Raw genomic sequence first — 25,385 nt, 5'->3', positions numbered from 1 at the left:
TTCACCTCCGATGGCATGCCTGTCTTGGAATAATTCATCAGATTAACATATTGAACAGATTCAAGTTTTTGTTCAGCTCGGTATAGGCGATACCTTTGCGGTTCATACGCTCAATGAGCGGTTGGTAATCTTCCTTGTACATCAGCTCAATGCCCACCAAGGCAGGGCCATTTTCCTTATCATGCTTTTTCGTATATTCAAACCGGGTGATATCATCATTCTTCCCTAGAACTTCCTCCAGGAATTCACGTAAAGCTCCTGCACGCTGTGGGAAATTAACCATGAAATAATATTTCAGACCTTCATAGATCAAGGAACGCTCCTTGATTTCCTGCATCCGGTCGATATCGTTGTTCCCGCCACTAATGACGCAGACCACCGTCTTGCCCACGATTTGCTCACGATATTGCTCAAGCGCCGCAACAGCCAAGGAACCGGCAGGCTCGACCACAATCGCATTTTCATTATATAACTCCAGAATAGTTGTGCAGGCTTTGCCTTCTGGCACTTTCACAATGTCATCAAGTATACTATTGCAGATATCAAAGGTGAGATCACCAACCCGTTTCACCGCTGCGCCATCCACGAATTTATCTATGTCATCCAACGTCACAACCTGTTTGCGGAACATCGCCTCACTCATGGAAGCTGCCCCAAGTGGCTCAACTCCAATGATGCGTGTCTCTGGACTCACGGTCTTCATGTAGGTTCCCACGCCGGCTGCCAGCCCTCCGCCACCAATCGTCACGAATACATAGTCGGCATTCTCATCGAGACTTTCCATGATTTCCATCGCTACCGTACCATTACCTGCAATAATCTTGGGTTGATCAAAAGGGTGGATGAACGTCATGCCCTGTTCGTCACATGCACGCATTGCTTCTGCGTATGCATCGTCATACGTATCTCCGATCAGCACCACTTCAACGTTATTGCCGCCAAAGCGTCTCACTTGCTTCACCTTCTGGTTCGGCGTTGTACTCGGCATGAAGATTTTGCCGTTAATTCCGAGCGCATTACAGCTAAAAGCAACACCCTGAGCGTGATTGCCCGCACTTGCACAGACAATACCCTTCTCCATCTCGGCTGGTGTCAGACTGCGAATCATATTATAGGCGCCTCGAATTTTGAACGAACGCACCACTTGAAGGTCTTCCCTTTTCAGATAGACATTACAGTTATATTTGGCCGACAATACAGCATCCCGCTGTAACGGCGTTCTAACAATGACCTCACGCAACACATGATGTGCGCGTACGATATCTTCCATGCCAACACTGGCACGACCGGGACTTGTGGTTCCCGTTGGTTCTTGTTCAACTGGTTTCATGTTGTCTCCACACTCCGCTTTTATGGTCTATATAAGTTGAACAACGTTTATTTACACTGAAACTACGATGACAGAACAACCTTCCAATCGCTGTTATCCCCAGATTTTTTTGATTCCCTTTTCCAAGGGAAAAATCCGGTGATAAAGGCGAACGCTCCGCTTTTTCAGGTTCTTTCTGTCCTCTTCGTTATCGTGTAAATGACTAATTCAACTTATCTAGCAATGTCGCGCACTGCTTTTCTTTGTATTGTATCACTTTTGATCTGTTCTTGCGCTTGAGCCCACTTCATTTATCATTCGTACAATTTCATCAATAATGACCTGAGGGTCTGTATACATAACCATATGCCCCGATTGATCCGCCCCAATCCATCTCGCATTAGACAGCTGGCTCACCGTCTGGCGATGCGCCGTGATAAGGGCGGGTCTGATTTTCCCCTCTCCCTTGCCCGGGTTCGTACCCGAGATCACGCTAACTTCCAGATCACCCAGAGCCGGAGGATGTTTCAGCAGCGCTGCCATGTCATCCAGAAACGTTTTGCCTTCCGCAAGCATCGTGCTAGCTGCCCGTACAGTGAAATCTTCCTTGAGATGATCCGCTGCCACATCGTCAGGCTGAACACTTCCAGCTTTGCTGCCAAGTTTCTTATATAAGCCAGTCCGCGCCATGATTGGAATAATGAAACCATTGATGGCAAAGCTCTTTTTAGTAAGCTTGGAAAAATACATTTCGCAATGCTCGTCTGATGGATCTACCAGGATAATGCCTCGTAATCTATTGCGATTTGCAGCCGCCGCAGCCCGTACGATCGGACCTCCCCAGCTATGTCCAACCAGAATGAATGGGCCCGGGCCCAGAGCTGTCAGCAGTTCCCCAAGGTCCCCTGCAATGCGTTCAAGGTTGCGGGGAGCCGAGTCGACATCACTTCTCCCCGCCCCTGCCCTGTCATACACAACAGCACGTGCATGCTCAGCAATAGCTGGTGCAACCAGTCCCCAGTTCGATCTGGAGGCGCCCATACCTGATTCAAACACTACCGTCAATTCTCCTGTTCCCCTGGACATATAATGTAGTTTGCGACCATCGCGGGTCTGAACAAACGCACTTGAACCAAATGTATGTGAGCTAGGGTTAGGATTCATATTCCCCTCCTGATTACGTGCATAGTCATCTATCACCGAATCTAATTGAAAATGATTATCAATTACTTCATTATAGAATAATCCATCCTTTACGACAACCATGTTGCTTCAGCAAAGTTACAGCCGTCCTGTCGTTTCTATCGCTTTCTGTTACGTTGCATGGATTATCCGCCTATCCCACCGTTCCTTTCTCCCTCTTTTTCTTTATGCAAAAAGAAAACCCGATCCATAATCGGATCGGGTAACTGTACCAGCCACTATGCGGCTGGCCCTCATATACACCTTCTTGTTGCTTTCTGCGCAGTTCCTGCACGGATTGCACAATTACTTAATCCCATGAAGGACAGATACTCGGTCTAAGGCTACTGCCCCTTATCCCCGAATACCATGATCCTTGTTGTTCAGCTGCTCCAGAAGTTCATTCATCGCTTCTTCCGTCATGGCCCCACCGCTAAACGCAACCAGTGCACGCAGTGGCATATATTTCATCATCGCATCCATCATATCTGCGTGATCACCAGCATCCTCACCACCGAACCCGCTGGCTTTCTGGAACTGTTGCAAAGCCTGTTCCAATAGCTTCTTATGCGCCGGATCACGCTGGATATCACCCAATGTACTATTACGCGTATAGGTTGGAAGGAATGTCGCTGTAGACTCTACATTCACACGTGTGTGCACATGAATGTCCCGTGAGGAGCTGCCTACCTGAATCTCGAACTCTCCGGTCTCCACATGCCAGTCCTTCATATCTACGTTGTAATAGGCGAATGAACGTTTGTTTAGTGTGAAGCTCACCACTTTGGACTCTCCAGGTTCAAGGGCCACCTTGGCAAATCCTTTTAATTCTCTCACCGGACGAATAACTGTGCTCTCTACATCCCTGACATACAGCTGTACTATCTCTTTGCCAGCGATATCTCCGGTATTGGTAACTCGAACATGTACATTCACTTCATCCTGATCCGTCAATTCTGTACGATTTACCTGCAGGTCAGCATATTCAAATGTTGTATAACTCAGTCCATAACCAAATGGAAACAGTGGCTCCAGCTCTTTTTTATCATAATAGCGGTAACCAACAAAGATGCCTTCCCGGTAATCAACACGATCCCCTTCACCCGGGAAATTCAGATAAGATGGATTATGACTGAGCTTGGCAGGGAACGTCTCTGCCAGTTTACCGGACGGGTTCACCTCTCCATACAACAGATCAGCTATCGCTCCACCAACGGCCTGTCCACCAAGATAAGCTTCAAGCACGGCTTGTACTTGAGGCAGCCAAGGCATCTCCACTGGAGATCCATTGCTCAGCACAACGACCACACGGGATTGAACCTTCGCAATCTCTTCGATCAGACGAATATGATTGTCAGGCAGACGCAGATGGGCACGATCATACCCTTCGGATTCATAACGATCCGGCAATCCAACGAACACCACGGCAGTATCAGCCGACTGCGCTGCCTGAATAGCCTCATGCATCAATGTTTCATCCACATCATCCGCTTCAATCCGATAACCTGGAGCATATGAGAAGGTTACACCTTCGCCAGCCACCTGGGTCATCTCTTCCACAATATCATCCACTTTGGTTGGATTAATGTGGGAACTGCCACCGCCCTGGAAGCGGGGTTTACGCGCAAATGCCCCAATTAACGCCACTTCGCCTTCACGCCCCAGCGGCAGGAGACCTTTTTCATTTTTCAGCAAAACCATACTCTCGGCTGCCACCTTGCGCGCAAGGTGGTGATGTTCGTCCTTATTATATGTAGCCCCATCTTGCTTTTGATCAACAGCATTAAAGATCAGCGTAAGCAAACGCTCCACCGCCCGATCCAGCTTGTCCAGCGGCAGTTGTCCGTTCTCTACAGCATCGATCACTTTACGCTCACCAATTCCACCACTTGTGGGCATCTCCAGTTCCAGTCCTGCTGCAAGGGCGTCTGCACGTTCATTGACCGCGCCCCAGTCGGATACCACAAGACCTTCGTGTCCCCATTCGTCTTTCAGGATATCCGTAAGCAACCATTCATTCTCACCAGCATACGTACCGTTCACCTTATTGTAGGAACACATCACCGTCCACGGTTGTCCATCCTTCACCGCACCTTCAAAGCTCGCCAGATAAATCTCGCGCAGCGTCCGTTCATCCACCACCGCATCAATCGACATGCGCCGTTCTTCCTGATTATTGACTGCAAAGTGTTTGAGAGATGTACCCACACCCTGGCTCTGCACACCCTGAATATGACCGGTAGCCATCTGCGTAGATAACAACGGATCTTCGGAAAAGTATTCAAAATTACGACCGCCCAGTGGGGAACGTTTAATATTTACACCCGGTCCAAGTAATACCGCTACATCCTCGGCCTGACACTCCTCCCCCAAGGCCACCCCGACCTGACGCGCCAGCTCCTTGTCCCATGAACTAGCCAGTCCTGCCGCAGAAGGGAAACAGGTTGCAGGCACGCTCGACGTCAGACCCAGATGATCCGCACTTCCATCCTGCTTGCGCAGCCCATGAGGTCCGTCCGTCACCATGATGGATGGAATGCCAAGACGCTCCACCCCTTTCAGATGCCAAAAGTCCAGTCCTGAGCACATACCCGCTTTTTCTTCCAGTGTCATCTGCTGTACCAGTTCCTTGATGTCACGTTCCACATTAACCCCTCCAGTTCATGATGTTGATGCATAGCTATATCACTAAGCATACAAGGTTATCTACCACACATTCAAATGTTTACCCGGTTAGTAACGGTTACATAACACCAGTCAATCATTTCTTCTTCCTAAAGATGATCAAAATAAAAAGGAAAAACAGCCCGATCTTCTCGATCAGGCTGTCTCTATACGTTTCATAACCGTCTATCCACCCAATTTACGCCTGTGTCTTAAACCAAGCTGCCGCGGCTTCTGCCTCGGTACGAGTCAACTGATGACCCTGACGCTCCCAATACGTGTTTACATCGGCACCTGCACCGCTCAGTAGCGAAGCAAGTTCCTCCGTTTCACGTCTTGGTACAATCGGATCGTTCTCGCCCGCACCAATGAACACAGGCAGACCTTTCAGATCCGGCAGTTCCAGTCCGCGCAGCGGTACCATCGGGTGATGCAGAATTGCACCTTTGAATACATCTGCTTGATGGAAGATCAAGCTTGCCGCAATGTTGGCCCCGTTAGAGTAACCCAGTGCATACACGTTGGACCGATCGAAACCGTATTCCACCGCAGCTGCATCGACAAAAGATCCCAGCTCTGCCGTACGAGCAATCAGATCTTCTTCATCAAAAACACCTTCGGCTAGACGGCGGAAGAAACGGGGCATCCCGTTCTCCGATACATTACCCCGCACCCCAAGTATGCCAGCTCCTGGTGCGATCATCTCCGCCAGACCGATCAGATCATTCTCGGTTCCGCCTGTGCCATGAAGCAACAGGATTGTTGGCGCATCCGGCTGAGCACCTGCTTTATAGATATGTTTCATTGTATTGGTTGTGGTCATGATTTGGACTCTCCTTTCCATTCACGTACTTCAATTCGTGGCAACAATTGTTCAATCTGCTCACGCTGTGGTTCATACCATTCAGGCAACATCAGTTTCTCACCCATGCTCTCTGCTGGTTCATCCCGTGCAAATCCCGGAGGATCCGTAGCCAGTTCGAACAGTATACCACCCGGCTCCCGGAAATACACAGCGTTGAAGTATTGACGGTCAATGACTGGCGTTGGATGATATCCGGATTGTTCAAGATCCTGCTGAATTTGTTCATGCTCCACGTAATCTTTGGCACGCCATGCAATATGGTGAACCGTTCCGGCTCCACCAATCCCGCGTTGGATGCCTGTGGACTGAATATCGATGATCTGACCGATATCGCCACTTGCCTGAAGACGAAGGAGTCCGTTCTCTTCACCGACTTGCTCCAGACCCAGTTTGCTCACCAGGACGTCCATGGTTTTTTCAGGAACGTGGCTGAACAATACAGCTCCGCCAAATCCTTTGATGGCATGCTCCGGTGTCACACCGTTGAAACTCCAGTTGCTTGGCTGACCGCCTTCACGCTCAACCAGTTCAAGCAACAGACCGCCTTTGTCGAAGAAACGAATGTACTGCTCACCAAATCTGGTTTTATTTTCATATGGAATGTCAAAGGAAGCAAGACGTTCTTTCCAGAAAGGCAGGCTTCCTACAGGAACCGCATATACGGTAACTCCCGTCTGACCGGAACCAATGACACCTCTTCTTGAATTTTGCTGTGGGAAAAAGGTAATGATTGTGCCCGGTGCACCCTGCTCGTTCCCGTAATACAAGTGATACACATCTGGTGCATCAAAGTTAATTGTTTTTTTCACCAGTCTGAGCGCCAACACACCTGCGTAAAAATCAACGTTTTTCTGTGCATCGTCAACAAAAGCTGTAATATGATGAATTCCTGAAGTTCTGAACATAATCTCCACTCCTTTGGTTTTAGTTGTATCATAGGTTGTTTTTGCTTCTTTTATTTGTTGTTCTTTGTTATTTATCTTTAAATTAAGATTCTTTAAATTTATATTAATCCATTGGACCTCAATATGCAAGCTTTTATTTTAAAATTAAGATTGAATATAAAAAACAGGCCCCGATCACTCCGGGAACCTGCTTAGCATTATAAAGATTGATTAGGTTGTTTCGTATTCCTCTATTACTTTTGTATTACTGCTTCTTAAACCAGTTTCATTCTTTTTGGTGGATTCACCAAATCTTTATGCTCGTATTCATCCTTGATGTCTCCGACAATCTCTTCAAGGATATCCTCCATCGTAACCATACCTACCGTAGCACCTGCCTCGTTTTTCACGGTGGCAATGTGTACACGGCTCTGCTGCATCTGGATCAGTACATCCTTAATTGGAGAACGCTCGGAAAAACTCGGCGTATTGTGAACAAATGTCTCCATATTGAAATCTCTGCCCGCAGCCACACTCGTCAGCATTTCTTTTGTATTAATAAAGCCAACAAAATGAGCCTGATCCCCATTTGCAATGACAGGGTATCGCGTGTATTCATGTCGATTTAGCGTCTCAATGATCTGATCAATCGGCATTTCCTTATTCAGAGTAACAATTTTATCTCTTGGAATCATAATCTCCTGAAGCAGACGCTCATCAAAAGCAAAAATGTTTTTGAGATAGTCCAGCTCCGTCTGGTTGATCTCGCCACTCTCGTAGCTCTGTGCCATGATCAGCTTCAGCTCTTCTTCGGAGTGAACGGTATCATGCCCGGCAGGTTTTACACCAAATATGCCAAGCAACAGACGAGCAGCTCCATTCAGCGCGTAGATGAATGGATTCATGATTTTACCGAACCAGTACAGTGGTGGTGCCAGCAACAGCGTCATTCTCTCTGCAAATTGAATCGCCAGTGTTTTCGGTGCCAATTCACCAATAACCACGTGCAGGAACGTAATGATCGCCAGAGCAATACCATAGGAAAGCACGGTAGATAACGCAGCCGGCACTTCCATTCGTTCAAACAACGGATGCAGCATTTTCTCAACGGTAGGTTCACCCAAGGCTCCCAATACCAGCGCCGTGATGGTAATCCCCAATTGACATGCCGACAGATAATAATCCAGGTTGTGCGCCACTTTTTTGGCCAGTACTGCCTTTTTGTTCCCTTCAGAGATCAATTGATCGATTCGGGACATCCGTACTTTAAGAATTGCAAATTCGGCTCCAACGAAAAAGGCTGTCAGACCTATAAATACGGCTACTAAAAATAAATTCAAGGCTATTATTCCGTCCAATGATTTCCCTCAGGTTGAGGGATTCACCTCCAAGTAAAATTTATATTAAGGTTGCTCAGACCACTCCGATGACAGAATAACCTTCCGACCGCTGTTATCCCAGATTTTTTAGATCCTTATATAAAAGGGGAAAATCCGGGATAAAGGCGGACGCTTCGCTTCTTCAGTCTATTCTGCCCTCTCCGTTATCGCAAAAACATTTAAATTTAAAAAATTTCCGGGTAAGATTACGCCAGATCGCTTGCAACTTCCTCAACCTGCGCGCCGCTCACTCGTTCCAGAAGAACTTGTTTGATGTGATAATTTTCGGTATCCACAACGGTCCAGACATAATCGCCGTGTTCTACCGTGTCGCCTTTTTCCACACCTACACCCTTCTGGTACTGAATCCATCCGGCCACGGTATCCATCTCTTCGTTTCCTTCAAAGCTAAGCCCGAACTGCCGCTCCACTTCATCCAAAAGTACCCGACCATTAATGAGATATTGATTCTCTCCGGTCTCCTGGATATCGGCCACCTCATCGGCATCGAATTCATCACGAATCTCACCGACCAGCTCCTCCAGGATATCCTCCATCGTAATAATTCCCGAAGTACCGCCGTATTCATCCACGACCACAGCCATGTGTACACGTTCCTGCTGCATTTTAATCATCGCATCCTGGATACTTGTAACTTCGGAAACGAATGGGATCTCACGAACGAACTCGCTTAGTTGATATGATCTTGCGGCTACCATGTCAGGCAAAATCTTTTTCACATTTACAACGCCGATGATGCGGTCCTTGTCCCCATCCTCGATGACAGGGTAACGTGAATAGTTATGTTCATCCAATATAGGAATAATATCGTCATAGGTCATATCCTGATCTAACGTCACCAGTTCCGTACGTGGTACCATGATGTCTTTGGCATCACGTTCGTCGAATACAAATACATTTTCCAGATATGAAAGCTTGGTCTTGTTGTTCTCGTCACCTTCATAACTCTGGTTCATGATGATTTTGATCTCGTCCTCCGAGTAGGCTTGATCATGTTTGGCAGGCTTTACACCGAATCCTCTCAGAAGAACACGTGAGGTTCCATTAAGCGCCCAGATGAATGGGTACATGATTTTACCAAACCAATATAGAGGCGGCGAGAGTAATAACGTCAGTTTTTCCGAAAACTGAATCGCCAATGTTTTGGGTGCCATCTCACCAACAACCACATGCAAAAACGTGACGAGGATAAAGGCAATCGCATAGGAAGCAATGGATGAGATCGAAGCAGGTACGTCTAAATAATTGAATACCGGGTATAACAATCTCTCAACCGTCGGTTTTCCGAGTGCTCCCAGTCCTAGAGCAGTGACCGTGATACCGAGCTGACAGGCTGACAGATAATAATCCAGGTCCGAGACAACTTTTTTGGCGAGTACAGCCTTTTTATTGCCCTCGGCAACCAGTTGATCTACTCTTGATGTACGAATTTTGACTACAGCGAACTCCGATGCTACGAAAAATGCAGTCAATGCAATCAAGATAATAAGTAAAGCGATATTCAATATGGTAATTATGTCCAATGATTTCCCCGATTCTCAGGGATTCACCTCCAGAGATAGTTACAGCGTGATCCGTTAACTGTGTTAACCATTCATCCGCTGTTAGTCTTTCAACACGACGTCTGCCTTATATAAAATCGATATCAATGATAATTTTTGTATAAGTTTTACGTTTGACCTTGTAAAATTACAAAACAGGAATTCAAGATGAAGTCAATGACTTGCAGAAACTTCTTCATTCAAATCGGGTTTACCCCTCATGCTGTCAATTGTTCCTCGCTTAACTCCACCTAGATTCGCCATTTGGACAATTTACAATATCGCCTACCCAATAGATATCCACCTCCCCTCTTACTCATTCCTGTTTCCGAAAAGTATACCATGTTTCCCGCTCAACCATCCAGTTGCACGTTATGGTTTGGAACAAGGTTACAGTATAATGTTCACAAATTAGTCTCTATGTATGTTACGTACTTTCTATAATATGATGGTTATTACCTCATAATGTGATAATCTTCACATGTTTAGTATAGTCCAATTTATAAAAATACTACCCTTTAGTTTTGGGCGTTAAACATGCGTGATCATCCTGATCCACTCCTAATTTGCGTCTTTCCCATGGCTTTCTCGTATGGACGAGTCCGGCCGTTTACACAAGATACATCTGTATACGCAGCAAAGAGCCCGCAGGATGCAAATACCTTTTCGGTATACATCTTTACGGGCTCTTGTATTTATTCTATACGAGTGCTTTGGCAGCAATGTCTGTCCGCTGATGTTTACCATCAAAACGGATACGCTCCGCCTGTGCATAGGCTTTGTTTCTAGCTTCGGCAATATCCGCACCAAGGCCAACTACGCCCAGGATTCGTCCACCATTCGTAACCCAGTCTCCCGCTTCACTACGCGCTGTACCTGCGTGGAATACCACAGCATCATCTACTTGGTTCAGTCCTTCAATGACTACACCTTTGGCATAAGGTCCCGGATATCCTCCTGAAGCAAGCACCACACATACTGCGGCTTCATCACTCCATTCAATCTCAATGTCAGCCAGCTTGCCATGAACGGTTGCCCAGAAGATATCGAACAAGTCGCTCTTCAGACGTGGCAATACAACCTGTGTTTCCGGATCCCCAAAACGTGCATTGAACTCAATGGTTTTGGGTTTGCCATCCGGCGAGATCATCAACCCGGCAAACAATACGCCTTGGAATGGACGCCCCTCGGATACCATTGCCTTGGCCGTTGGTTTGATGATCGTCTCCACGGCTTCTTCAATAATGGATGCAGGGATATGTGGCAATGGTGAGTATGTACCCATACCGCCTGTGTTTGGCCCCTGGTCATTGTCGAATACAGGTTTGTGATCCTGTGCTGCGGCCATCGGACGAACCGTCTCTCCATCAACAAAGGCCAGAATGGACATTTCCTGCCCTGCGAGGAATTCCTCGATGATCACTTTGGCTCCCGCTTCACCAAATACCTTCTCCACCATGATGCTGCGCAGAGCCTGATTAGCCTCATCACGGGAATAAGCTACCGTCACACCTTTACCCGCTGCCAGTCCATCTGCCTTGATGACAACCGGAATCGCTTGCTCATTCAGGTATGCTTGAGCCTGTTCGTAGTTATCGAATTTCTCATAGGCTGCGGTTGGAATGTTGTACTTGTGCAGCAGGTCCTTCATGAATGTTTTACTTCCTTCGATCTCTGCTGCATTGCGACGAGGTCCGAATACCGGAATACCTGTCGAATCAAATGCATCCACGATCCCATCTGCCAGCGGATCATCTGGACCAATAACCACTAATCCCACTTTAAGCTCTACAGCAAGAGCCGTTAGTTTATCAAATTCATTTACCGCAATGGCATGACACTCAGCGAGCTGAGCAATACCTGCATTTCCCGGTGCACAGTGAATCTTGTCTACCTTTGGACTCTTCGCCAGCGCCCAGATGATTGCATGCTCCCGGCCACCGCCGCCTACTACCAGAATATCCATTCGCTCTGTTCCCCCTCCGTGCATAACTGGATTTGTTACGCTACTGCGTATTGAACAATCTAAAAAAGAGGGGGTGTACCATAAGTCATAAGTATGACTGGCGACACCCCTTATTAAATCTTTTTTGCTCTAGTGTTTGAAGTGACGAACGCCTGTGAAGACCATGGCAATTCCGTATTCATTGGCTACTTTGATGGATTCTTCATCTTTGATCGAACCACCAGGTTGAATCACCGCTGTAATTCCGGCTTTTGCTGCCAGTTCCAGCGTATCACCCATTGGGAAAAACGCATCCGATGCCAGAATAGCACCTTTTGCTTGCTCGCCAGCTTGCTCAATCGCAATTTTGGCTGCACCCACACGATTCATTTGTCCAGCGCCCACACCTACCGTCATATCATTCGCAGCAAGTACAATCGCGTTGGATTTCACGTGTTTAACTACTTTCCAGCCAAACAACAGCTGTTTCAGTTCTTCTTCCGATGGCGCACGATCCGTAACCACGTTCAGCTCGCTCGCTTCAATGGAGTGAACATCAGACTGTTGCACGATCATGCCGCCGTCGATGGACGTAACCACGAATTGGCTCTCCCGTTTACGAGCAGCATTCAACTCACCTGTTTTGAGCAAACGAATGTTTTTCTTCTTCGTCAGGATATCGAGAGCCTCTTGTGTAAAGTCAGGAGCAAGCACGATTTCCAGGAAAATCTCGCTCAATTTAGATGCTGTATCGCTGTCGATAATGCGGTTCGCTGCCACAATGCCACCAAAGATAGACGTTGGATCTGCAGCATATGCCTTGCTGTAAGCTTCATAGATACTTGCGCCAATGCCCACGCCACATGGATTCATATGTTTAACCGCGACAACAGCCGGTTCTTCAAACTCTTTGACAATCTGCAATGCTGCGTTCGCATCGTTGATGTTATTGTAAGACAACTCTTTGCCATGCAATTGCTCGGCTGTTGTCAACGTATCTTGAGCAGCCAGCGGTTTGCGGTAGAATGCCGCTTGCTGGTGTGGATTTTCGCCGTAACGCAAATCCTGGAGTTTTTCGTAAGTAACCGTTAGACGCTCTGGCAACGGATCACCGTTCAGGTTGGAGAGATAGTCAGAAATAACTGCATCGTAAGCCGCTGTATGGCGGAACACTTTTGCCGCAAGCCGTTTGCGTGTTTCGAGAGTGGTATCTCCATTGCTGCGAACTTCTTCAAGCACCTTGCCGTAATCTGCTGTGTCAACAACGACACTAACAAAAGCATGGTTTTTGGCAGCAGAACGAAGCATGGTAGGACCACCAATATCGATGTTCTCGATCGCATCTTCGTACGTCACATCGGGTTTAGCGATAGTATCTTGGAAGGGGTACAGGTTCACGACAACAAGGTCGATATAATCCAGTCCGTTCTCTTCCATCTGGCGCTTATGCTCTTCGCTGTCACGAACAGCCAGCAACCCACCATGCACTGCCGGATGCAATGTTTTGACACGTCCGTCCATAATTTCCGGAAATCCGGTCACATCCGAAATTCCGATGACAGGTACGCCTTCCTTCGACAACAGGCTGCTTGTACCTCCTGTCGAAATAATCTCCACACCCATTTGCGACAGCTCGCGGCAAAAGTCCACGATGCCTGTTTTATCCCATACGCTGACCAGCGCTCTTTTGATACTCACAATATGCTCCTCCTTTAATGTCCCATGGCTTCGCGTTTCCTGACGAAACACAGCCGATTTATTTCCCGAGAAATATCACAAAATGCGTACCAAGTTTCGACTTCTGTTATATAAGTGGTATCAAACCGGTTTGTTAACAGTGACGTGACGCCCATTCAATTGAACCAAACCTTGAGCGAACCAAGATACCACTTCGGGGTATAACTGCTGTTCGGCCGCATGAATGGAACGGCTGATTGACTCAGGCGTATCCTTTGGCAAAATGGGAACCGGATGCTGGGCAATAATCGGTCCAGTATCCATGCCTCCGTCCACAAAATGCACGGTCACACCCGTAACTTTCACACCGTATTCGATAGCCTGTCCAATCGCATCCTTGCCTGCAAATGCCGGCAGCAAGGACGGATGAATGTTAATCAACCGCCCAGCGTAACGATCCACCACAACCGAAGTCAGCAATCTCATATATCCCGCAAGAACGACCAAGTCGATCTTTTTGGATTCAAGCACTTCCACGATCTCTGCCTCATAAGCTTCACGGGAAGCATAATTTTTCGGAGTAAACAGATGACAATCCACGCCTGCATCCTGTGCCCGCTGCACAACACGTGCAGACGGTTTATCACACACGAGCAGATCCACGGATGCATTCAGCCCACCGTTTCGTACTGCATCAACCAATGACTGAAAGTTGGTCCCTTCACCCGAGGCAAATACAGCTATGCGGTAGTTCGCCATTAAACATCCGCTCCTGTGAAGGTTACTCGCGCATCTCCTTCAGTAACACGGCCAATGATGTACGCTTCTTCACCAGATGCTTTCAATTGTTGCAGTGCTTCCGTTGCATCTGCTTCATTAACGACCAGTACAAGCCCAACACCCATGTTAAATGTGGTGAACATGTCACGGTTCGAGACAGATCCCTTTTCCTGTAACAGGTTGAAGATCGGCAGGATCGGCCAAGAGCCGTAGTTAATATCCACATTCACGTTGCTCGGCAACATACGTGGGATATTCTCGATGAAGCCACCACCTGTAATGTGTGCCATGCCTTTTACTTTTACCTTTTCCAGCAGGGACAACAGGGGTTTAACATAGATTTTCGTAGGTTCCAGCAGGGAATCCCCCAGCTTACCGCCCAGTTCCGCTACTTCATCATGCAGATCAAGTCCCGCATCTTCCAACAAAAGTCTGCGTACCAGCGAGAATCCGTTACTGTGTACACCGCTAGAGGCCAATCCAATCACAGTGTCGCCAGGGGCGATGGTTGTGCCGTTGATGATCTTTGCTTTGTCCACGATGCCCACCGTGAATCCGGCAATATCGTATTCGCCTTCACTGTACATGCCCGGCATCTCTGCCGTCTCGCCACCAATCAGCGCACAACCCGATTGATGACAGCCTTCAGCGATACCCGCAACAATAGCTTCGATCTTCTCAGGAATGACTTTGTCACATGCCAGATAGTCGAGGAAGAAGAGTGGTTCTGCACCCTGTACCACAATGTCGTTCACACACATGGCTACCGCGTCAATTCCGATGGTATCGTGACGGTCCATGGCAAATGCAATCTTCAGCTTGGTGCCTACGCCATCCGTACCCGATACAAGTACAGGCTCATCGTATTTATCTTTGTTCAAACCGAACAGGGCACCGAATCCACCCAGATCTGTCATCACTTCCGGACGGAAGGTACGCTTCACGTGTTTTTTCATCCGTTCAACCGCTTCATTACCTGCCGCGATATCGACGCCGGCCTTTTTATATGCTTCGGACACAACCATCACACCCTTCGTATCTTATAAAAATTGAACCAGCGTATTAACACGTACCTCTTCGATGACTGGACAACCTTTCGATTGCCGTTATCTCCAGCTTTTATCGTGTCTATGTTAAGTTCAACCTACCTATCCTTGCTCCATCTCTAACAGATGGTTTTGTACCAATTCAAACCCAGCCACGCCGAGCGTATTAAACTGACTATACTCTTCTATCGGGAGGTTACGAATGTACTCATCACCGCAGTATAAATGTCCGGCACACTGAAACACTTTCAGCTTTTCCTTTTCGGGCGTCAAAGGTGTGTTACCCACGATCCTCCACGATCCGTTTCGGATATTGGCCGGAGAAGTGAATATAACGTTGCTTCTACGGTTCCCATAAGAATAGAAGAGAAAATCGCCATCTTCCAACTTTTCGGTTTCGTCACGCTGAATGCTCATCACGCCGAACGAAAATGTCTTTTTAAAACGACCTTTAAGTGTGCATACCACCTGGCATACCGCAAATCGGCCATCCTTCATCGGAATCAAGAACACGTCACCTTCGTTATAACTCTTTCTCATCCGCATGCATTAACAGCTGCAACCGAATTTTTCTTCGCCGCCAAAGTCGAGGCGGGTTGGGTAATCATTATCAAAACATGCGAGGCAAAGCCCGCCCTTGGGATCATCCTGATTATCTCCCTGAATGGATGCAATCAGTCCATCGGGACTGAGGAACTCCAAGGAGTCCGCATTAATTTCACGACAGATTTCTTCCACCGACAGCTGTGAGGCGATCAATTCGCGGCTGTCCGGTGTATCAATGCCATAGAAACAAGGGTTTTTGAAAGGTGGCGATGTAATGCGTACATGAACTTCCGTTGCTCCTGCATCACGCAGCATGTTCACGATCCGCCGGGAGGTCGTTCCCCGTACGATGGAGTCGTCAATCATAACCACACGTTTGCCTTCCACAACGCGACGCACGGCGCTCAGCTTCATCTTCACGCCCTGCTCCCGCAATTCCTGACTTGGCTGGATAAATGTACGTCCGGTGTATTTGTTCTTGATCATACCCATCTCATACGGAATACCTGTCTGTTCAGCATATCCAATCGCCGCCGAGATGCTGGAATCTGGTACCCCCGTAACCAAGTCCGCATCCACAAACGACTCAATCGCCATGCGGCTTCCCATCCGTTTACGGGCAGCATGTTGGTTCGCACCATTCATATCACTATCCGGACGAGCAAAATATATATATTCCATCGCACATAATGCCTTGCGGTGTTTGTGATGATCGAAGCGATCTTCATGCAGTCCATCTGCATCCAACACAAGCAGTTCACCGGGTTCAATATCACGAATTAACTCTGCACCAATTGTTTCCAGCGCACACGTCTCGGATGCAAACAGATACGCATCTCCGAGCTTACCCATCGTGAGCGGACGAAGTCCGTGTGGATCGGAAGCTACGAGCAGCTTGTCATTGGTCATGATCAGAAACGCATAACCGCCAACAATGCGCTGGAATGCCTCTTTTGCCGCTTCCACAAGCCCTTTGGAGGAACGTGCAATCAGATGCGCAATAACCTCGGTATCACTTGTTGTTTGGAAAATGGAACCGCTCTGCTCCAGCTCACGCCGGATCGTTGGTGCATTCACAATGTTTCCGTTGGTTGCTACTGCCAAATCGCCATCACGGTATTTGAATACCAGTGGCTGTGCGTTCGTCAGTTTACTGTCACCACTTGTTGAATAACGGACATGTCCAATGGAAATATCCCCGGTTAACGTCTGCATCAGATCTTTGGTGAACACTTCTTTCACCAGACCCATGCCACGATGATAGTTAAACTGGCTGCCATCACTCACACACATGCCTGCACTTTCTTCGCCCCGATGTTGGAGCGCATGCAGTCCATAATAGGAGAGCGAAGCCGCATCAGGGTGTCTGTACACCCCGAACACGCCGCATTCTTCCTTCAGTTTGTCGAGTCCTTCCTTGCCGGACCCTTCATTATAATAATCGCCTGTCCACAACGGTCCTGTCATCAGTTCATGAGACATGGAATCGCATCCTCCCAGACCTGAGCCAAACCTCCTACAGGTTCGCTCACGGCTGATGTTCCGTTCAATTCAATCGTCAGGTTACTTCCTTCTACACGTCCAATCACAGCTACAGGTACACCACGCTCACGTACAAATGCTTCAAGTTTACCCGCTTGCTCTGGCGTAGCCGACAACAAGATACGGGATTGACTCTCACTGAACAGGGCGTGATCTGCACGCAGTGCAGTCTCCACATTCACCTGTGCTCCTACGTTACCGCTGATACAAGACTCTGCGAGTGCTACAGCCAAGCCACCTTCAGACAAGTCATGTGCAGAGCGAACGAGACCGGATTGAATAGCTTCCAGCACGGTTCCCAGCAACGCTTTTTCCGTTTGCAAATTCAGTTCTGGTGGACGACCTTCCGTTTGACCATGAACCGCGTATTGCAGCTCGCTACCGCCTAGTTCAGCTTTTGTCTCACCGAGGAGGATGATCACATCACCTTCGGATTTGAATGCTTGTGTCGTGATATGATCCGTATCATGAACGAGACCTACCATACCGACAACTGGCGTTGGATAGATGGAGCCTTTGGCGTTTTCGTTATACAGACTTACGTTACCACCGATTACCGGTGTATCCAGCACACGGCAAGCTTCTGCCATACCGTCTACCGCTTTCTCCATTTGCCAGAAAATATCCGGCTTCTCCGGGTTACCAAAGTTCAGGTTGTCCGTAATTGCCAGTGGCTCTGCACCAGAACATACAATGTTACGCGCAGCTTCACTCACGGCAATCCGTCCGCCAACTTCAGGATCAAGATACACATAACGTCCGTTACAGTCCGTTGTCATTGCGAGACCTTTGCGTGTGCCACGAATCGTAACTACAGCCGCATCCGAACCTGGACGAACAGCAGTGCTTGTACGCACCATGTAGTCGTATTGATCATAAATCCATTTTTTACTTGCTACTGTTGGTGAAGCCAGCACTTGTTTCAGCGCTCCGCCGAGATCCGACACTTCGTCGTAACGAAGCGTGTCGATGGAAGCACTTTGCTCGTAGTAGGCAGGTACAGAAGAAGGTTTGTCATAGACTGGACATTCGTCAACCAAAGCCGTTACCGGCATATCTCCGACCACTTCGCCGTGGTGGATCAATTTCAGACGGCCGTCATCCGTTACTTTACCAACTTTGGCACAGATTACGCCCCAACGTTCAAAGATTTCCATCGCCTGCGCCTCATCCTTCGGCTCAACAACGAACAACATCCGTTCTTGGGACTCAGACAACATCATCTCGTAAGGGGTCATGCCTTCTTCACGCTGTGGTACCTGATCCAGATACAGTTCCAGACCGTTACCCGCTTTACTTGCCATCTCTGCACTCGAACATGTCAGACCCGCAGCACCCATATCCTGAATTCCGAGCACGATGCCCGTGTCGATCAATTCCAGACAAGATTCCATCACCAGTTTCTCCATAAACGGGTCACCGACCTGAACCGCTGTCCGTTGGGACTCGGATTCTTCCGTCAGTTCAACCGATGCAAAGGTTGCTCCATGAATACCATCGCGGCCTGTCGGTGGCCCAACATAATAGACTGGGTTACCTACACCTTTAGCTACACCGCGCTGGATCTTGTCATGATCAATCAGACCCACACACATGGCGTTAACCAGCGGATTGCCTTCATAGCTCTCATCAAACATCACTTCGCCACCAACGGTAGGAATACCGATACAGTTACCGTATCCAGCAATACCCGCTACCACATGTTCGAACAAATATTTAACGCGATCACTCTCCAGCTTACCGAAACGCAGGGAGTTCAGTATTGCTACCGGTCTTGCACCCATGGAGAAAATATCACGGATAATGCCGCCCACACCTGTTGCCGCACCTTGATAAGGCTCAACCGCGGAAGGATGGTTATGGCTTTCAATTTTGAATACAACGGCCTGGTTATCACCGATATCCACGATACCGGCACCTTCACCAGGTCCCATCAGGACACGTGGTCCAGTGGTTGGGAAACGGCGCAGCAATGGCTTGGAGTTTTTATAAGCACAATGCTCAGACCACATTACACTGAACACACCAATTTCCGTGTAGTTTGGCTTGCGGCCCATGAACTCACAGATCAGCTCATACTCGCTGTCAGATACGCCCATTTGTGCGTAAAGTTTATGTTCTGCGACCTGTTCTGCTGTTGGTTCCTTAGCGGATAGCTGCTGCGTCATGCCGATCCCTCCATGCTTTCAAAATAGATGTAAACATACGTTTGCCGTCTTCCGAACCAAACAGTGAATCCACTGCACGCTCTGGATGCGGCATCATGCCGACCACGTTTCCAGCCTCGTTACAAACTCCTGCAATATCACCCAAGGAACCGTTAGGGTTGGTACCATACGTAAATACGATCTGGTTGTTCGCTTGCAGACTCGCGAGCGTCTCCTCGTCGCAATAATAGTTGCCTTCGCCGTGAGCAATCGGGATGATAATCTCTTCACCGGGTGCATAGTCACGTGTAAATGGTGTATCTGCATTCGCCACTTTCAATACCGTATCGTGACAACGGAATTTCAGGGAAGTATTACGAATCAATGCACCTGGAAGCAATCCCGCTTCCGTCAGGATCTGGAATCCGTTGCAAATACCCAAAATATATTTACCTTGTTCAGCAGCTTTCGCTACCTCGTTCATTACCGGTGCAAAGCGGGAAATTGCTCCGCAACGCAAGTAGTCACCATAAGAGAAACCACCCGGAACTAAAATACAATCATAAGCCGAAAGATCTGTAGCCGTGTGCCATACATAATCAACCTCTTGTCCAATCGCATCTTCCACTGCCTTGTAACAGTCGATGTCACAGTTGGAGCCAGGGAACACAAGAACTGCAAATTTCATGAGATTAACCCTCCAATTCGTAGCGGTAATCTTCAACAACGGTGTTGGCCAGCAGCTTTTCACACATGACTTTCAAACGTTTCTCCGCTTCCGCACGATCTGTTGTATCCAGGTTCAGTTCCATGACTTTACCGATCCGTACACTTTCCACTTCGTTGAATCCCATTGAATGCAGGGCTCCTTGAACAGCTACGCCTTGCGGGTCGAGTACGCTTTGCTTAATAGTGACATATACGGTTGCTTTGATCATGATCCTTATGTTCCTCCTCAGTAATGAACGGGATAAATGCTTTATGCTGTTAAAAAAGGGGTGTGGAGCTTGCTCCGGGGCGGATTGTTCTTTCCGGTCGCTTGTTGTCCCCAGGTTTTTTGGATTGTTTTGGCCCGCTTTGCGGTCAAAACCCGGGGACAAAGGCGAACGCTTCGCTCCTTTAAGAACAATTCCGCCCCTCCGCTAGTCCATGCGACGTTTTTTTAAAGGCCTAAACCTTTTACATTGCACGGTGTGTAATGGTCTAGACTGACCATTACGTGGAAACGGTGAATGGTCTTTACGTTACATGAGTAACTATACTGTTTTACTATTTATAGACTTCCTGTTTAATAGAAGTCTTTGTTCTTTAATTGCCTCACCCACCAGTTTGAACACTGGCGGAGGGAAAGATTTGAGCTAGAGAAACGAAGTGCTCGCCTTTGCAACCGGAATGTTTCCTTTTGAAAAAAGGATACGATCAGAACATTCCGGGGGCAACAGCGATCGAAAGCCAAACTTTCCCGTAGCTCGCGCTCAAACGTTAAACTTTATTATTTCGTTAAACGATTATAAATATCGACGTATCTTGCGGTTGTTGCTTCAACTACCTCTTGCGGGAGTGGATCAGGTTTGCTGTTCTTGTCCCAATCGGTTCCAGCGAGATAGGTGCGCACTGGCTCTTTATCCATGCTGTCAATCTCGATGTCGAGTTCATAATTCTCTTTGGCCCAGAAGCGTGAAGCATCTGGCGTGAAGATTTCGTCAATCAGGATCACCTTGCCGTCCACGATACCGAACTCGAATTTGCAGTCTGCCAGAATGATGCCACGCTGATCACAGTAATCACGGGCGAATTCGTACAGTCGCAGGCTTTTTTCCTGAAGCTCAACTGCGAGTGCGTCTCCCACCAGTTCTTTCATGCGATCCATTGGGATGTCTTCATCATGACCAACATCGTTTTTGGCTGCCGGGGTGAAAATGGGAACTTCGAGTTTGGCGTTCTTGCGAAGTCCGTCAGGCAGTTTAATGCCATTCACTTCACCGCTCGTCTCGTATTGTCTCCATCCACCACCAGTGATGTATCCACGCACAACACATTCAATATCAATGCGTTCTGCTTTGCGGGTTACCATGATGCGGTCTTTGAGCAATTCTGGGTCTGTGACGAGATCACCCAATTGATTCACATCGGTATGAACCACGTGATTCTCCATCATGCTGCCTGTCAGTTCAAACCAGAAACTGCTGAGTTTGTTCAGTACGTTTCCTTTCTCGGGAACTGCCGGGTCCAGCACGTAATCAAAAGCCGAGATTCGGTCGGTAACCACGATCAGAAAATGTTCACCCAGATCGTACAATTCACGTACTTTTCCTTTATATAACAGAGGTGCTTTAACGAGATCTGCCGCAGTGGACAGTGCCATGGGCTCACCTTCTTTCAGGAGATGTAAAATATAAGTTCAATTCCCCTCATCACGCGGGCCACTCCGAATGCAGAACAACCTTTCGATCGCTGTTATTCCCGGATTTTTTAATCTTACTTTCAAAGGGTTAAAATCCGGGAATAAAGGCGAACACTTCGTTTCTCCAGGTTTTTTCTACCTTCTCCGTTCCAGCGTGAACACATAATCAACCTATACTTTAGTTAGAAAAACTTGTTCCAAGCTTGATAAAGGCGCAGCGTATGCTTCCGAAGTAGCTTTCTATCAGAAACGTTTAGGTTCGCTTCTTCAGCTTATTTCTGTCCTCTGCGTTCCCTGCAAAACCATCATTCTGCGCTATAGCCTTATGGGAGTTATATATTAATCGTTCAAGCCGAGCTTTTTGAAGATGGTGTCTACGTGCTTCAGATGCCATGACGGGTTGAATGCATCTGCGATTTCTTCTGCGTTCAACACTTCGGTGATTTCCGGTGTGGATTTCACGATATCCTGGAACTGACGTTGTTCTTCCCATGCTTGCATCGCACGTGGTTGAACGGTATCGTATGCTTGCTCGCGGCTGAAACCTTTGTCGATCAGCTTTGTCATGATGCGACCGGAGAATGGTACCCCGTAGGTGCGCTCCATGTTGCGTTTCATGTTTTCAGGGAAAACCGTCAGGTTCTTCACGATGTTACCAAAACGATTCAGCATGTAGTTCAGCAGCATCGTTGCATCCGGCAGAATGATACGTTCTACGGAAGAGTGCGAGATGTCGCGTTCATGCCAGAGCGTTACGTTCTCGTATGCCGATACCATATGTCCGCGAATGACGCGGGACAAGCCAGAGATGTTTTCACTACCAATTGGGTTACGCTTGTGCGGCATTGCTGAAGATCCTTTTTGACCTTTTGCAAAAGCTTCTTCCACTTCACGGAACTCACTCTTCTGCAGTGCACGTACCTCTGTAGCAAACTTGTCCAAGGACGTTGCGATCAACGCCAGTGTAGCCATATATTCTGCGTGACGGTCACGTTGCAATGTTTGAGTCGAGATTGGCGCTGGCTTTGTGCCCAGCTTCTCGCAGACAAACTCTTCAACAAACGGATCGATGTTCGCGTATGTTCCTACTGCGCCTGAGATTTTGCCGTATTGTACATTGTCTGCTGCATGACGGAAACGCTCCAGGTTCCGTTTCATCTCTTCATGCCACAACGCCATTTTCAGACCAAATGTTGTTGGCTCCGCATGCACCCCGTGTGTACGTCCCATCATTGGTGTGTGCTGATAAGCCAGTGCTTTTTCACGAAGAATTTCAATGAAATTCACGATATCCTTTTCCAGAATCTCATTCGCTTGACGCAGTACATAACCCAGAGCCGTATCCACGACATCTGTGGAAGTCAGTCCGTAGTGCACCCATTTCCGCTCCGCACCCAGACTTTCAGATACCGTACGTGTAAATGCGATAACGTCATGACGTGTTTCCTTTTCAATCTCATAGATGCGGTCGATGTCAAAAGATGCGTTCTGACGAAGCAATGCTGCTTCTTCCTTAGGGATTACACCCAGTTCGGCCCACGCCTCACATGCACAAATTTCAACTTCCAGCCACGATTGGAATTTGTTCTCTTCGGTCCAGATGGCTCTCATTTCGGGTCTGCTATAACGTTCAATCATGAATTTGTATTCCTCCAGAGGTTAGTTTGTTCTATCCATTGCAATCCTTCTTCAACATCCTGACAAAGCAGATTCACATGCCCCATCTTACGTCCTGTTTTTGCTTCGGTTTTACCATATATGTGAAGCTTGGGAATCACACCGAGGTCTATCGCTTCTACATCAGGTTGCCCTGTTCTTGCGATAATGCCTTCCAGATGTTCTCCAAGCACATTGACCATAACAACCGGACTCAATAACGAAGTGTCACCGAGTGGTAATCCGCAGATGGCACGGATATGTTGTTCGAACTGAGAAGTCGCACAAGCTTCCATCGTATAGTGACCGGAATTATGTGGTCTTGGTGCCAGTTCGTTGACGTACAGTCTTCCATCCGACGCTACAAACAGTTCCACAGCCAGCAGCCCAACAGCCTTCATCGATTCTGCTACCGCTGCTGCCAGCTTTTGCGCTTCAATCTGGATATCTGCGGCAACTCTAGCCGGTACAATTGAAGCATGCAAAATGTTATTCACATGAATGTTCTCCGCAGGCGGGAACGTTTTGATCTCCCCATTTGTACTACGCGCAACAACGACCGAAATCTCGCATTCGAACTTAATGAATTGTTCCAACACCAGTTCCGCACCAGTAGCCGCAAGCTCTTCGTACGAAGCCACAGCCTCATTCGCTTCCCGAATTACACGCTGGCCTTTGCCATCGTAACCTCCAGTCACCGTCTTCAGTACACATGGCACGCCAAGTTCACTTACAGCAGCAAGCATCGTATCCCCACTCGTGATCTCCCGATAAGGTGCAACTCTTACTCCAGCGGCTTCAATTGCACGTTTTTCACGTAATCGATGTTGTGTGGTGTATAGTAGCGCACTTCCTTGCGGAACGTAGGACTCACGTTCGAGCAGCCCAGCGACTTCTGCATCCACATTTTCGAATTCATACGTAATAACATCGCATTGCCGAGCCAGTTCAAGTGCAGCTTTGGCATCGTCATAATCAGCTTCAATCTGACGAGCAACTTGACCACAAGGTGCATCCGCAGCGGGATCAAGAGTAACGAATCGATACCCCATTGCCGTTCCTGCGAGCGTAATCATACGTCCCAGCTGTCCGCCTCCAAGAATGCCAATGGTTGTTTTCCCCGGTAGCAGAACATTTTTCAGCTCTCCTGCTATACCGGATTGGTTCCCTGTACTACTCATAGTTCTTCACTGCTTTCGAGTACTTCTTGTTTGATACGCTCTCGGCGAGCTTCAGAGCGACGTTGGACATCCGGGTCAAAAGCTCCGATCATCTGAGCTGCCAGCAATCCGGCATTCGTTGCCCCTGCCTTGCCAATCGCTACAGTTGCGACGGGAATACCACCAGGCATCTGAACAATGGACAACAAGGAATCGAGACCGTTCAATGCTTTGGATTGAACCGGTACGCCAATGACTGGAAGCATCGTTTTGGAAGCGACCATACCGGGTAGATGTGCTGCCCCGCCTGCACCTGCAATGATCACCTTGAATCCTCGATCAATTGCTTGCTCTGCGTATTCAAACATCAAATCCGGTGTACGATGGGCGGAGACCACCTTTTTCTCATAACCAATCTCCAGCTCGTCCAGCACCTCGCACGCATGTTTCATCGTTTCCCAATCCGACTTGCTGCCCATAATTACAGCGACTTGCAGTGACATGAATACATCCAACTCCCGTCTGAGCTTTTTTGATTACATCAGGTATTAATGAATTCATTTTACGTGTGAAATGAAAAAATCCGCTACCCGCGAAAACATCACATTTTCTCCGGACACCGGACTCTAAGAAATAC

At 47.9% G+C, this 25,385-nt stretch carries 20 protein-coding genes; all 20 read right to left on the bottom strand.

Translation table 11 applies throughout. From position 1 onward, the window contains the following. Window positions 1-37: 37 nt before the first annotated feature. Window positions 38-1,330: a threonine ammonia-lyase IlvA gene (ilvA, locus tag F0220_RS03970; RefSeq protein ID WP_091019795.1), complete on the bottom strand. Its 1,293-nt coding sequence runs from the start codon at window positions 1,328-1,330 to the stop codon at window positions 38-40. Window positions 1,331-1,582: 252 nt separating this feature from the next. Then, a complete protein-coding gene (locus tag F0220_RS03965) occupies window positions 1,583-2,473 on the bottom strand; it encodes an alpha/beta fold hydrolase (protein WP_105602033.1) in 891 nt (296 codons plus the stop codon). Window positions 2,474-2,845: 372 nt separating this feature from the next. Beyond that, window positions 2,846-5,137 (bottom strand): beta-glucosidase family protein, encoded by a 2,292-nt coding sequence (locus F0220_RS03960; protein WP_105602032.1) that lies wholly within the window; start codon window positions 5,135-5,137, stop codon window positions 2,846-2,848. A 217-nt stretch (window positions 5,138-5,354) separates the two neighbouring features. Then, window positions 5,355-5,960, bottom strand: coding sequence for an alpha/beta hydrolase (locus tag F0220_RS03955; RefSeq protein WP_105602188.1), 606 nt, complete (start codon window positions 5,958-5,960; stop codon window positions 5,355-5,357). 14 nt (window positions 5,961-5,974) lie between these two features. Continuing rightward, window positions 5,975-6,925 (bottom strand): ring-cleaving dioxygenase, encoded by a 951-nt coding sequence (locus tag F0220_RS03950; protein ID WP_074093485.1) that lies wholly within the window; start codon window positions 6,923-6,925, stop codon window positions 5,975-5,977. Window positions 6,926-7,179: 254 nt separating this feature from the next. Then, a complete protein-coding gene (locus F0220_RS03945) occupies window positions 7,180-8,262 on the bottom strand; it encodes a hemolysin family protein (protein ID WP_036606063.1) in 1,083 nt (360 codons plus the stop codon). A 227-nt stretch (window positions 8,263-8,489) separates the two neighbouring features. Then, on the bottom strand, window positions 8,490-9,827 hold the full coding sequence (locus F0220_RS03940) for a hemolysin family protein (RefSeq protein WP_105602030.1): 1,338 nt from the start codon (window positions 9,825-9,827) through the stop codon (window positions 8,490-8,492). A gap of 718 nt (window positions 9,828-10,545) precedes the next feature. Continuing rightward, window positions 10,546-11,811 (bottom strand): phosphoribosylamine--glycine ligase, encoded by a 1,266-nt coding sequence (gene purD / locus F0220_RS03935; RefSeq protein ID WP_105602028.1) that lies wholly within the window; start codon window positions 11,809-11,811, stop codon window positions 10,546-10,548. Between the two features lie 129 nt (window positions 11,812-11,940). After that, on the bottom strand, window positions 11,941-13,488 hold the full coding sequence (purH, locus tag F0220_RS03930; RefSeq protein WP_105602027.1) for a bifunctional phosphoribosylaminoimidazolecarboxamide formyltransferase/IMP cyclohydrolase: 1,548 nt from the start codon (window positions 13,486-13,488) through the stop codon (window positions 11,941-11,943). Between the two features lie 120 nt (window positions 13,489-13,608). Continuing rightward, entirely contained in the window at window positions 13,609-14,226 is a 618-nt protein-coding gene (gene purN, locus F0220_RS03925; RefSeq protein WP_105602025.1) for a phosphoribosylglycinamide formyltransferase, read from the bottom strand. Beyond that, window positions 14,226-15,266 carry a phosphoribosylformylglycinamidine cyclo-ligase gene (gene purM, locus F0220_RS03920; RefSeq protein WP_105602187.1) on the bottom strand — a complete coding sequence of 347 codons (1,041 nt, stop codon included), beginning with the start codon at window positions 15,264-15,266 and terminating at the stop codon, window positions 14,226-14,228. Before purM ends, purN begins: the two co-directional genes overlap by 1 nt. Before the next feature lie 129 nt (window positions 15,267-15,395). Beyond that, on the bottom strand, window positions 15,396-15,833 hold the full coding sequence (locus F0220_RS03915; RefSeq protein WP_105602185.1) for an immunity 26/phosphotriesterase HocA family protein: 438 nt from the start codon (window positions 15,831-15,833) through the stop codon (window positions 15,396-15,398). Between the two features lie 9 nt (window positions 15,834-15,842). Then, window positions 15,843-17,321, bottom strand: a complete 1,479-nt coding sequence (gene purF / locus F0220_RS03910) for an amidophosphoribosyltransferase (RefSeq protein WP_105602024.1) — start codon at window positions 17,319-17,321, stop codon at window positions 15,843-15,845. Next, window positions 17,306-19,549, bottom strand: coding sequence for a phosphoribosylformylglycinamidine synthase subunit PurL (gene purL / locus F0220_RS03905; protein WP_105602022.1), 2,244 nt, complete (start codon window positions 19,547-19,549; stop codon window positions 17,306-17,308). The genes purF and purL overlap by 16 nt, the downstream gene beginning before the upstream one ends. Continuing rightward, window positions 19,527-20,216 carry a phosphoribosylformylglycinamidine synthase subunit PurQ gene (gene purQ / locus F0220_RS03900; RefSeq protein ID WP_036606071.1) on the bottom strand — a complete coding sequence of 230 codons (690 nt, stop codon included), beginning with the start codon at window positions 20,214-20,216 and terminating at the stop codon, window positions 19,527-19,529. The genes purL and purQ overlap by 23 nt, the downstream gene beginning before the upstream one ends. A gap of 4 nt (window positions 20,217-20,220) precedes the next feature. Beyond that, window positions 20,221-20,466, bottom strand: a complete 246-nt coding sequence (gene purS, locus F0220_RS03895; protein WP_017690695.1) for a phosphoribosylformylglycinamidine synthase subunit PurS — start codon at window positions 20,464-20,466, stop codon at window positions 20,221-20,223. A 554-nt stretch (window positions 20,467-21,020) separates the two neighbouring features. After that, window positions 21,021-21,893 carry a phosphoribosylaminoimidazolesuccinocarboxamide synthase gene (locus tag F0220_RS03890; RefSeq protein ID WP_105602021.1) on the bottom strand — a complete coding sequence of 291 codons (873 nt, stop codon included), beginning with the start codon at window positions 21,891-21,893 and terminating at the stop codon, window positions 21,021-21,023. Window positions 21,894-22,271: 378 nt separating this feature from the next. Further along, window positions 22,272-23,570: an adenylosuccinate lyase gene (purB, locus tag F0220_RS03885; protein WP_105602019.1), complete on the bottom strand. Its 1,299-nt coding sequence runs from the start codon at window positions 23,568-23,570 to the stop codon at window positions 22,272-22,274. Beyond that, window positions 23,567-24,769, bottom strand: a complete 1,203-nt coding sequence (purK, locus tag F0220_RS03880) for a 5-(carboxyamino)imidazole ribonucleotide synthase (RefSeq protein ID WP_223199842.1) — start codon at window positions 24,767-24,769, stop codon at window positions 23,567-23,569. Before purK ends, purB begins: the two co-directional genes overlap by 4 nt. Continuing rightward, entirely contained in the window at window positions 24,766-25,251 is a 486-nt protein-coding gene (gene purE, locus F0220_RS03875; protein ID WP_105602018.1) for a 5-(carboxyamino)imidazole ribonucleotide mutase, read from the bottom strand. The genes purK and purE overlap by 4 nt, the downstream gene beginning before the upstream one ends. Window positions 25,252-25,385 lie beyond the last annotated feature (134 nt).

The organism is Paenibacillus sp. 37 (assembly GCF_008386395.1).
GTDB classification, from domain to species: Bacteria; Bacillota; Bacilli; order Paenibacillales; family Paenibacillaceae; genus Paenibacillus; species Paenibacillus amylolyticus_B.
This window is presented reverse-complemented; position numbering and strand designations above follow the sequence as displayed.

Excerpts from the sequence above, each read along its gene's own strand:
- ilvA (WP_091019795.1), bottom strand. The coding sequence starts at position 1,330 with ATGAAACCAGTTGAACAAGAACCAACGGGAACCACAAGTCCCGGTCGT.
- F0220_RS03965 (WP_105602033.1), bottom strand. The coding sequence starts at position 2,473 with ATGAATCCTAACCCTAGCTCACATACATTTGGTTCAAGTGCGTTTGTT.
- F0220_RS03955 (WP_105602188.1), bottom strand. The coding sequence starts at position 5,960 with ATGAAACATATCTATAAAGCAGGTGCTCAGCCGGATGCGCCAACAATC.
- F0220_RS03950 (WP_074093485.1), bottom strand. The coding sequence starts at position 6,925 with ATGTTCAGAACTTCAGGAATTCATCATATTACAGCTTTTGTTGACGAT.
- purD (WP_105602028.1), bottom strand. The coding sequence starts at position 11,811 with ATGGATATTCTGGTAGTAGGCGGCGGTGGCCGGGAGCATGCAATCATC.
- purN (WP_105602025.1), bottom strand. The coding sequence starts at position 14,226 with ATGGCGAACTACCGCATAGCTGTATTTGCCTCGGGTGAAGGGACCAAC.
- F0220_RS03915 (WP_105602185.1), bottom strand. The coding sequence starts at position 15,833 with ATGAGAAAGAGTTATAACGAAGGTGACGTGTTCTTGATTCCGATGAAG.
- purF (WP_105602024.1), bottom strand. The coding sequence starts at position 17,321 with ATGTCTCATGAACTGATGACAGGACCGTTGTGGACAGGCGATTATTAT.
- purL (WP_105602022.1), bottom strand. The coding sequence starts at position 19,549 with ATGACGCAGCAGCTATCCGCTAAGGAACCAACAGCAGAACAGGTCGCA.
- purQ (WP_036606071.1), bottom strand. The coding sequence starts at position 20,216 with ATGAAATTTGCAGTTCTTGTGTTCCCTGGCTCCAACTGTGACATCGAC.
- purS (WP_017690695.1), bottom strand. The coding sequence starts at position 20,466 with ATGATCAAAGCAACCGTATATGTCACTATTAAGCAAAGCGTACTCGAC.
- F0220_RS03890 (WP_105602021.1), bottom strand. The coding sequence starts at position 21,893 with ATGGCACTGTCCACTGCGGCAGATCTCGTTAAAGCACCTCTGTTATAT.
- purB (WP_105602019.1), bottom strand. The coding sequence starts at position 23,570 with ATGATTGAACGTTATAGCAGACCCGAAATGAGAGCCATCTGGACCGAA.
- purK (WP_223199842.1), bottom strand. The coding sequence starts at position 24,769 with ATGAGTAGTACAGGGAACCAATCCGGTATAGCAGGAGAGCTGAAAAAT.
- purE (WP_105602018.1), bottom strand. The coding sequence starts at position 25,251 with ATGTCACTGCAAGTCGCTGTAATTATGGGCAGCAAGTCGGATTGGGAA.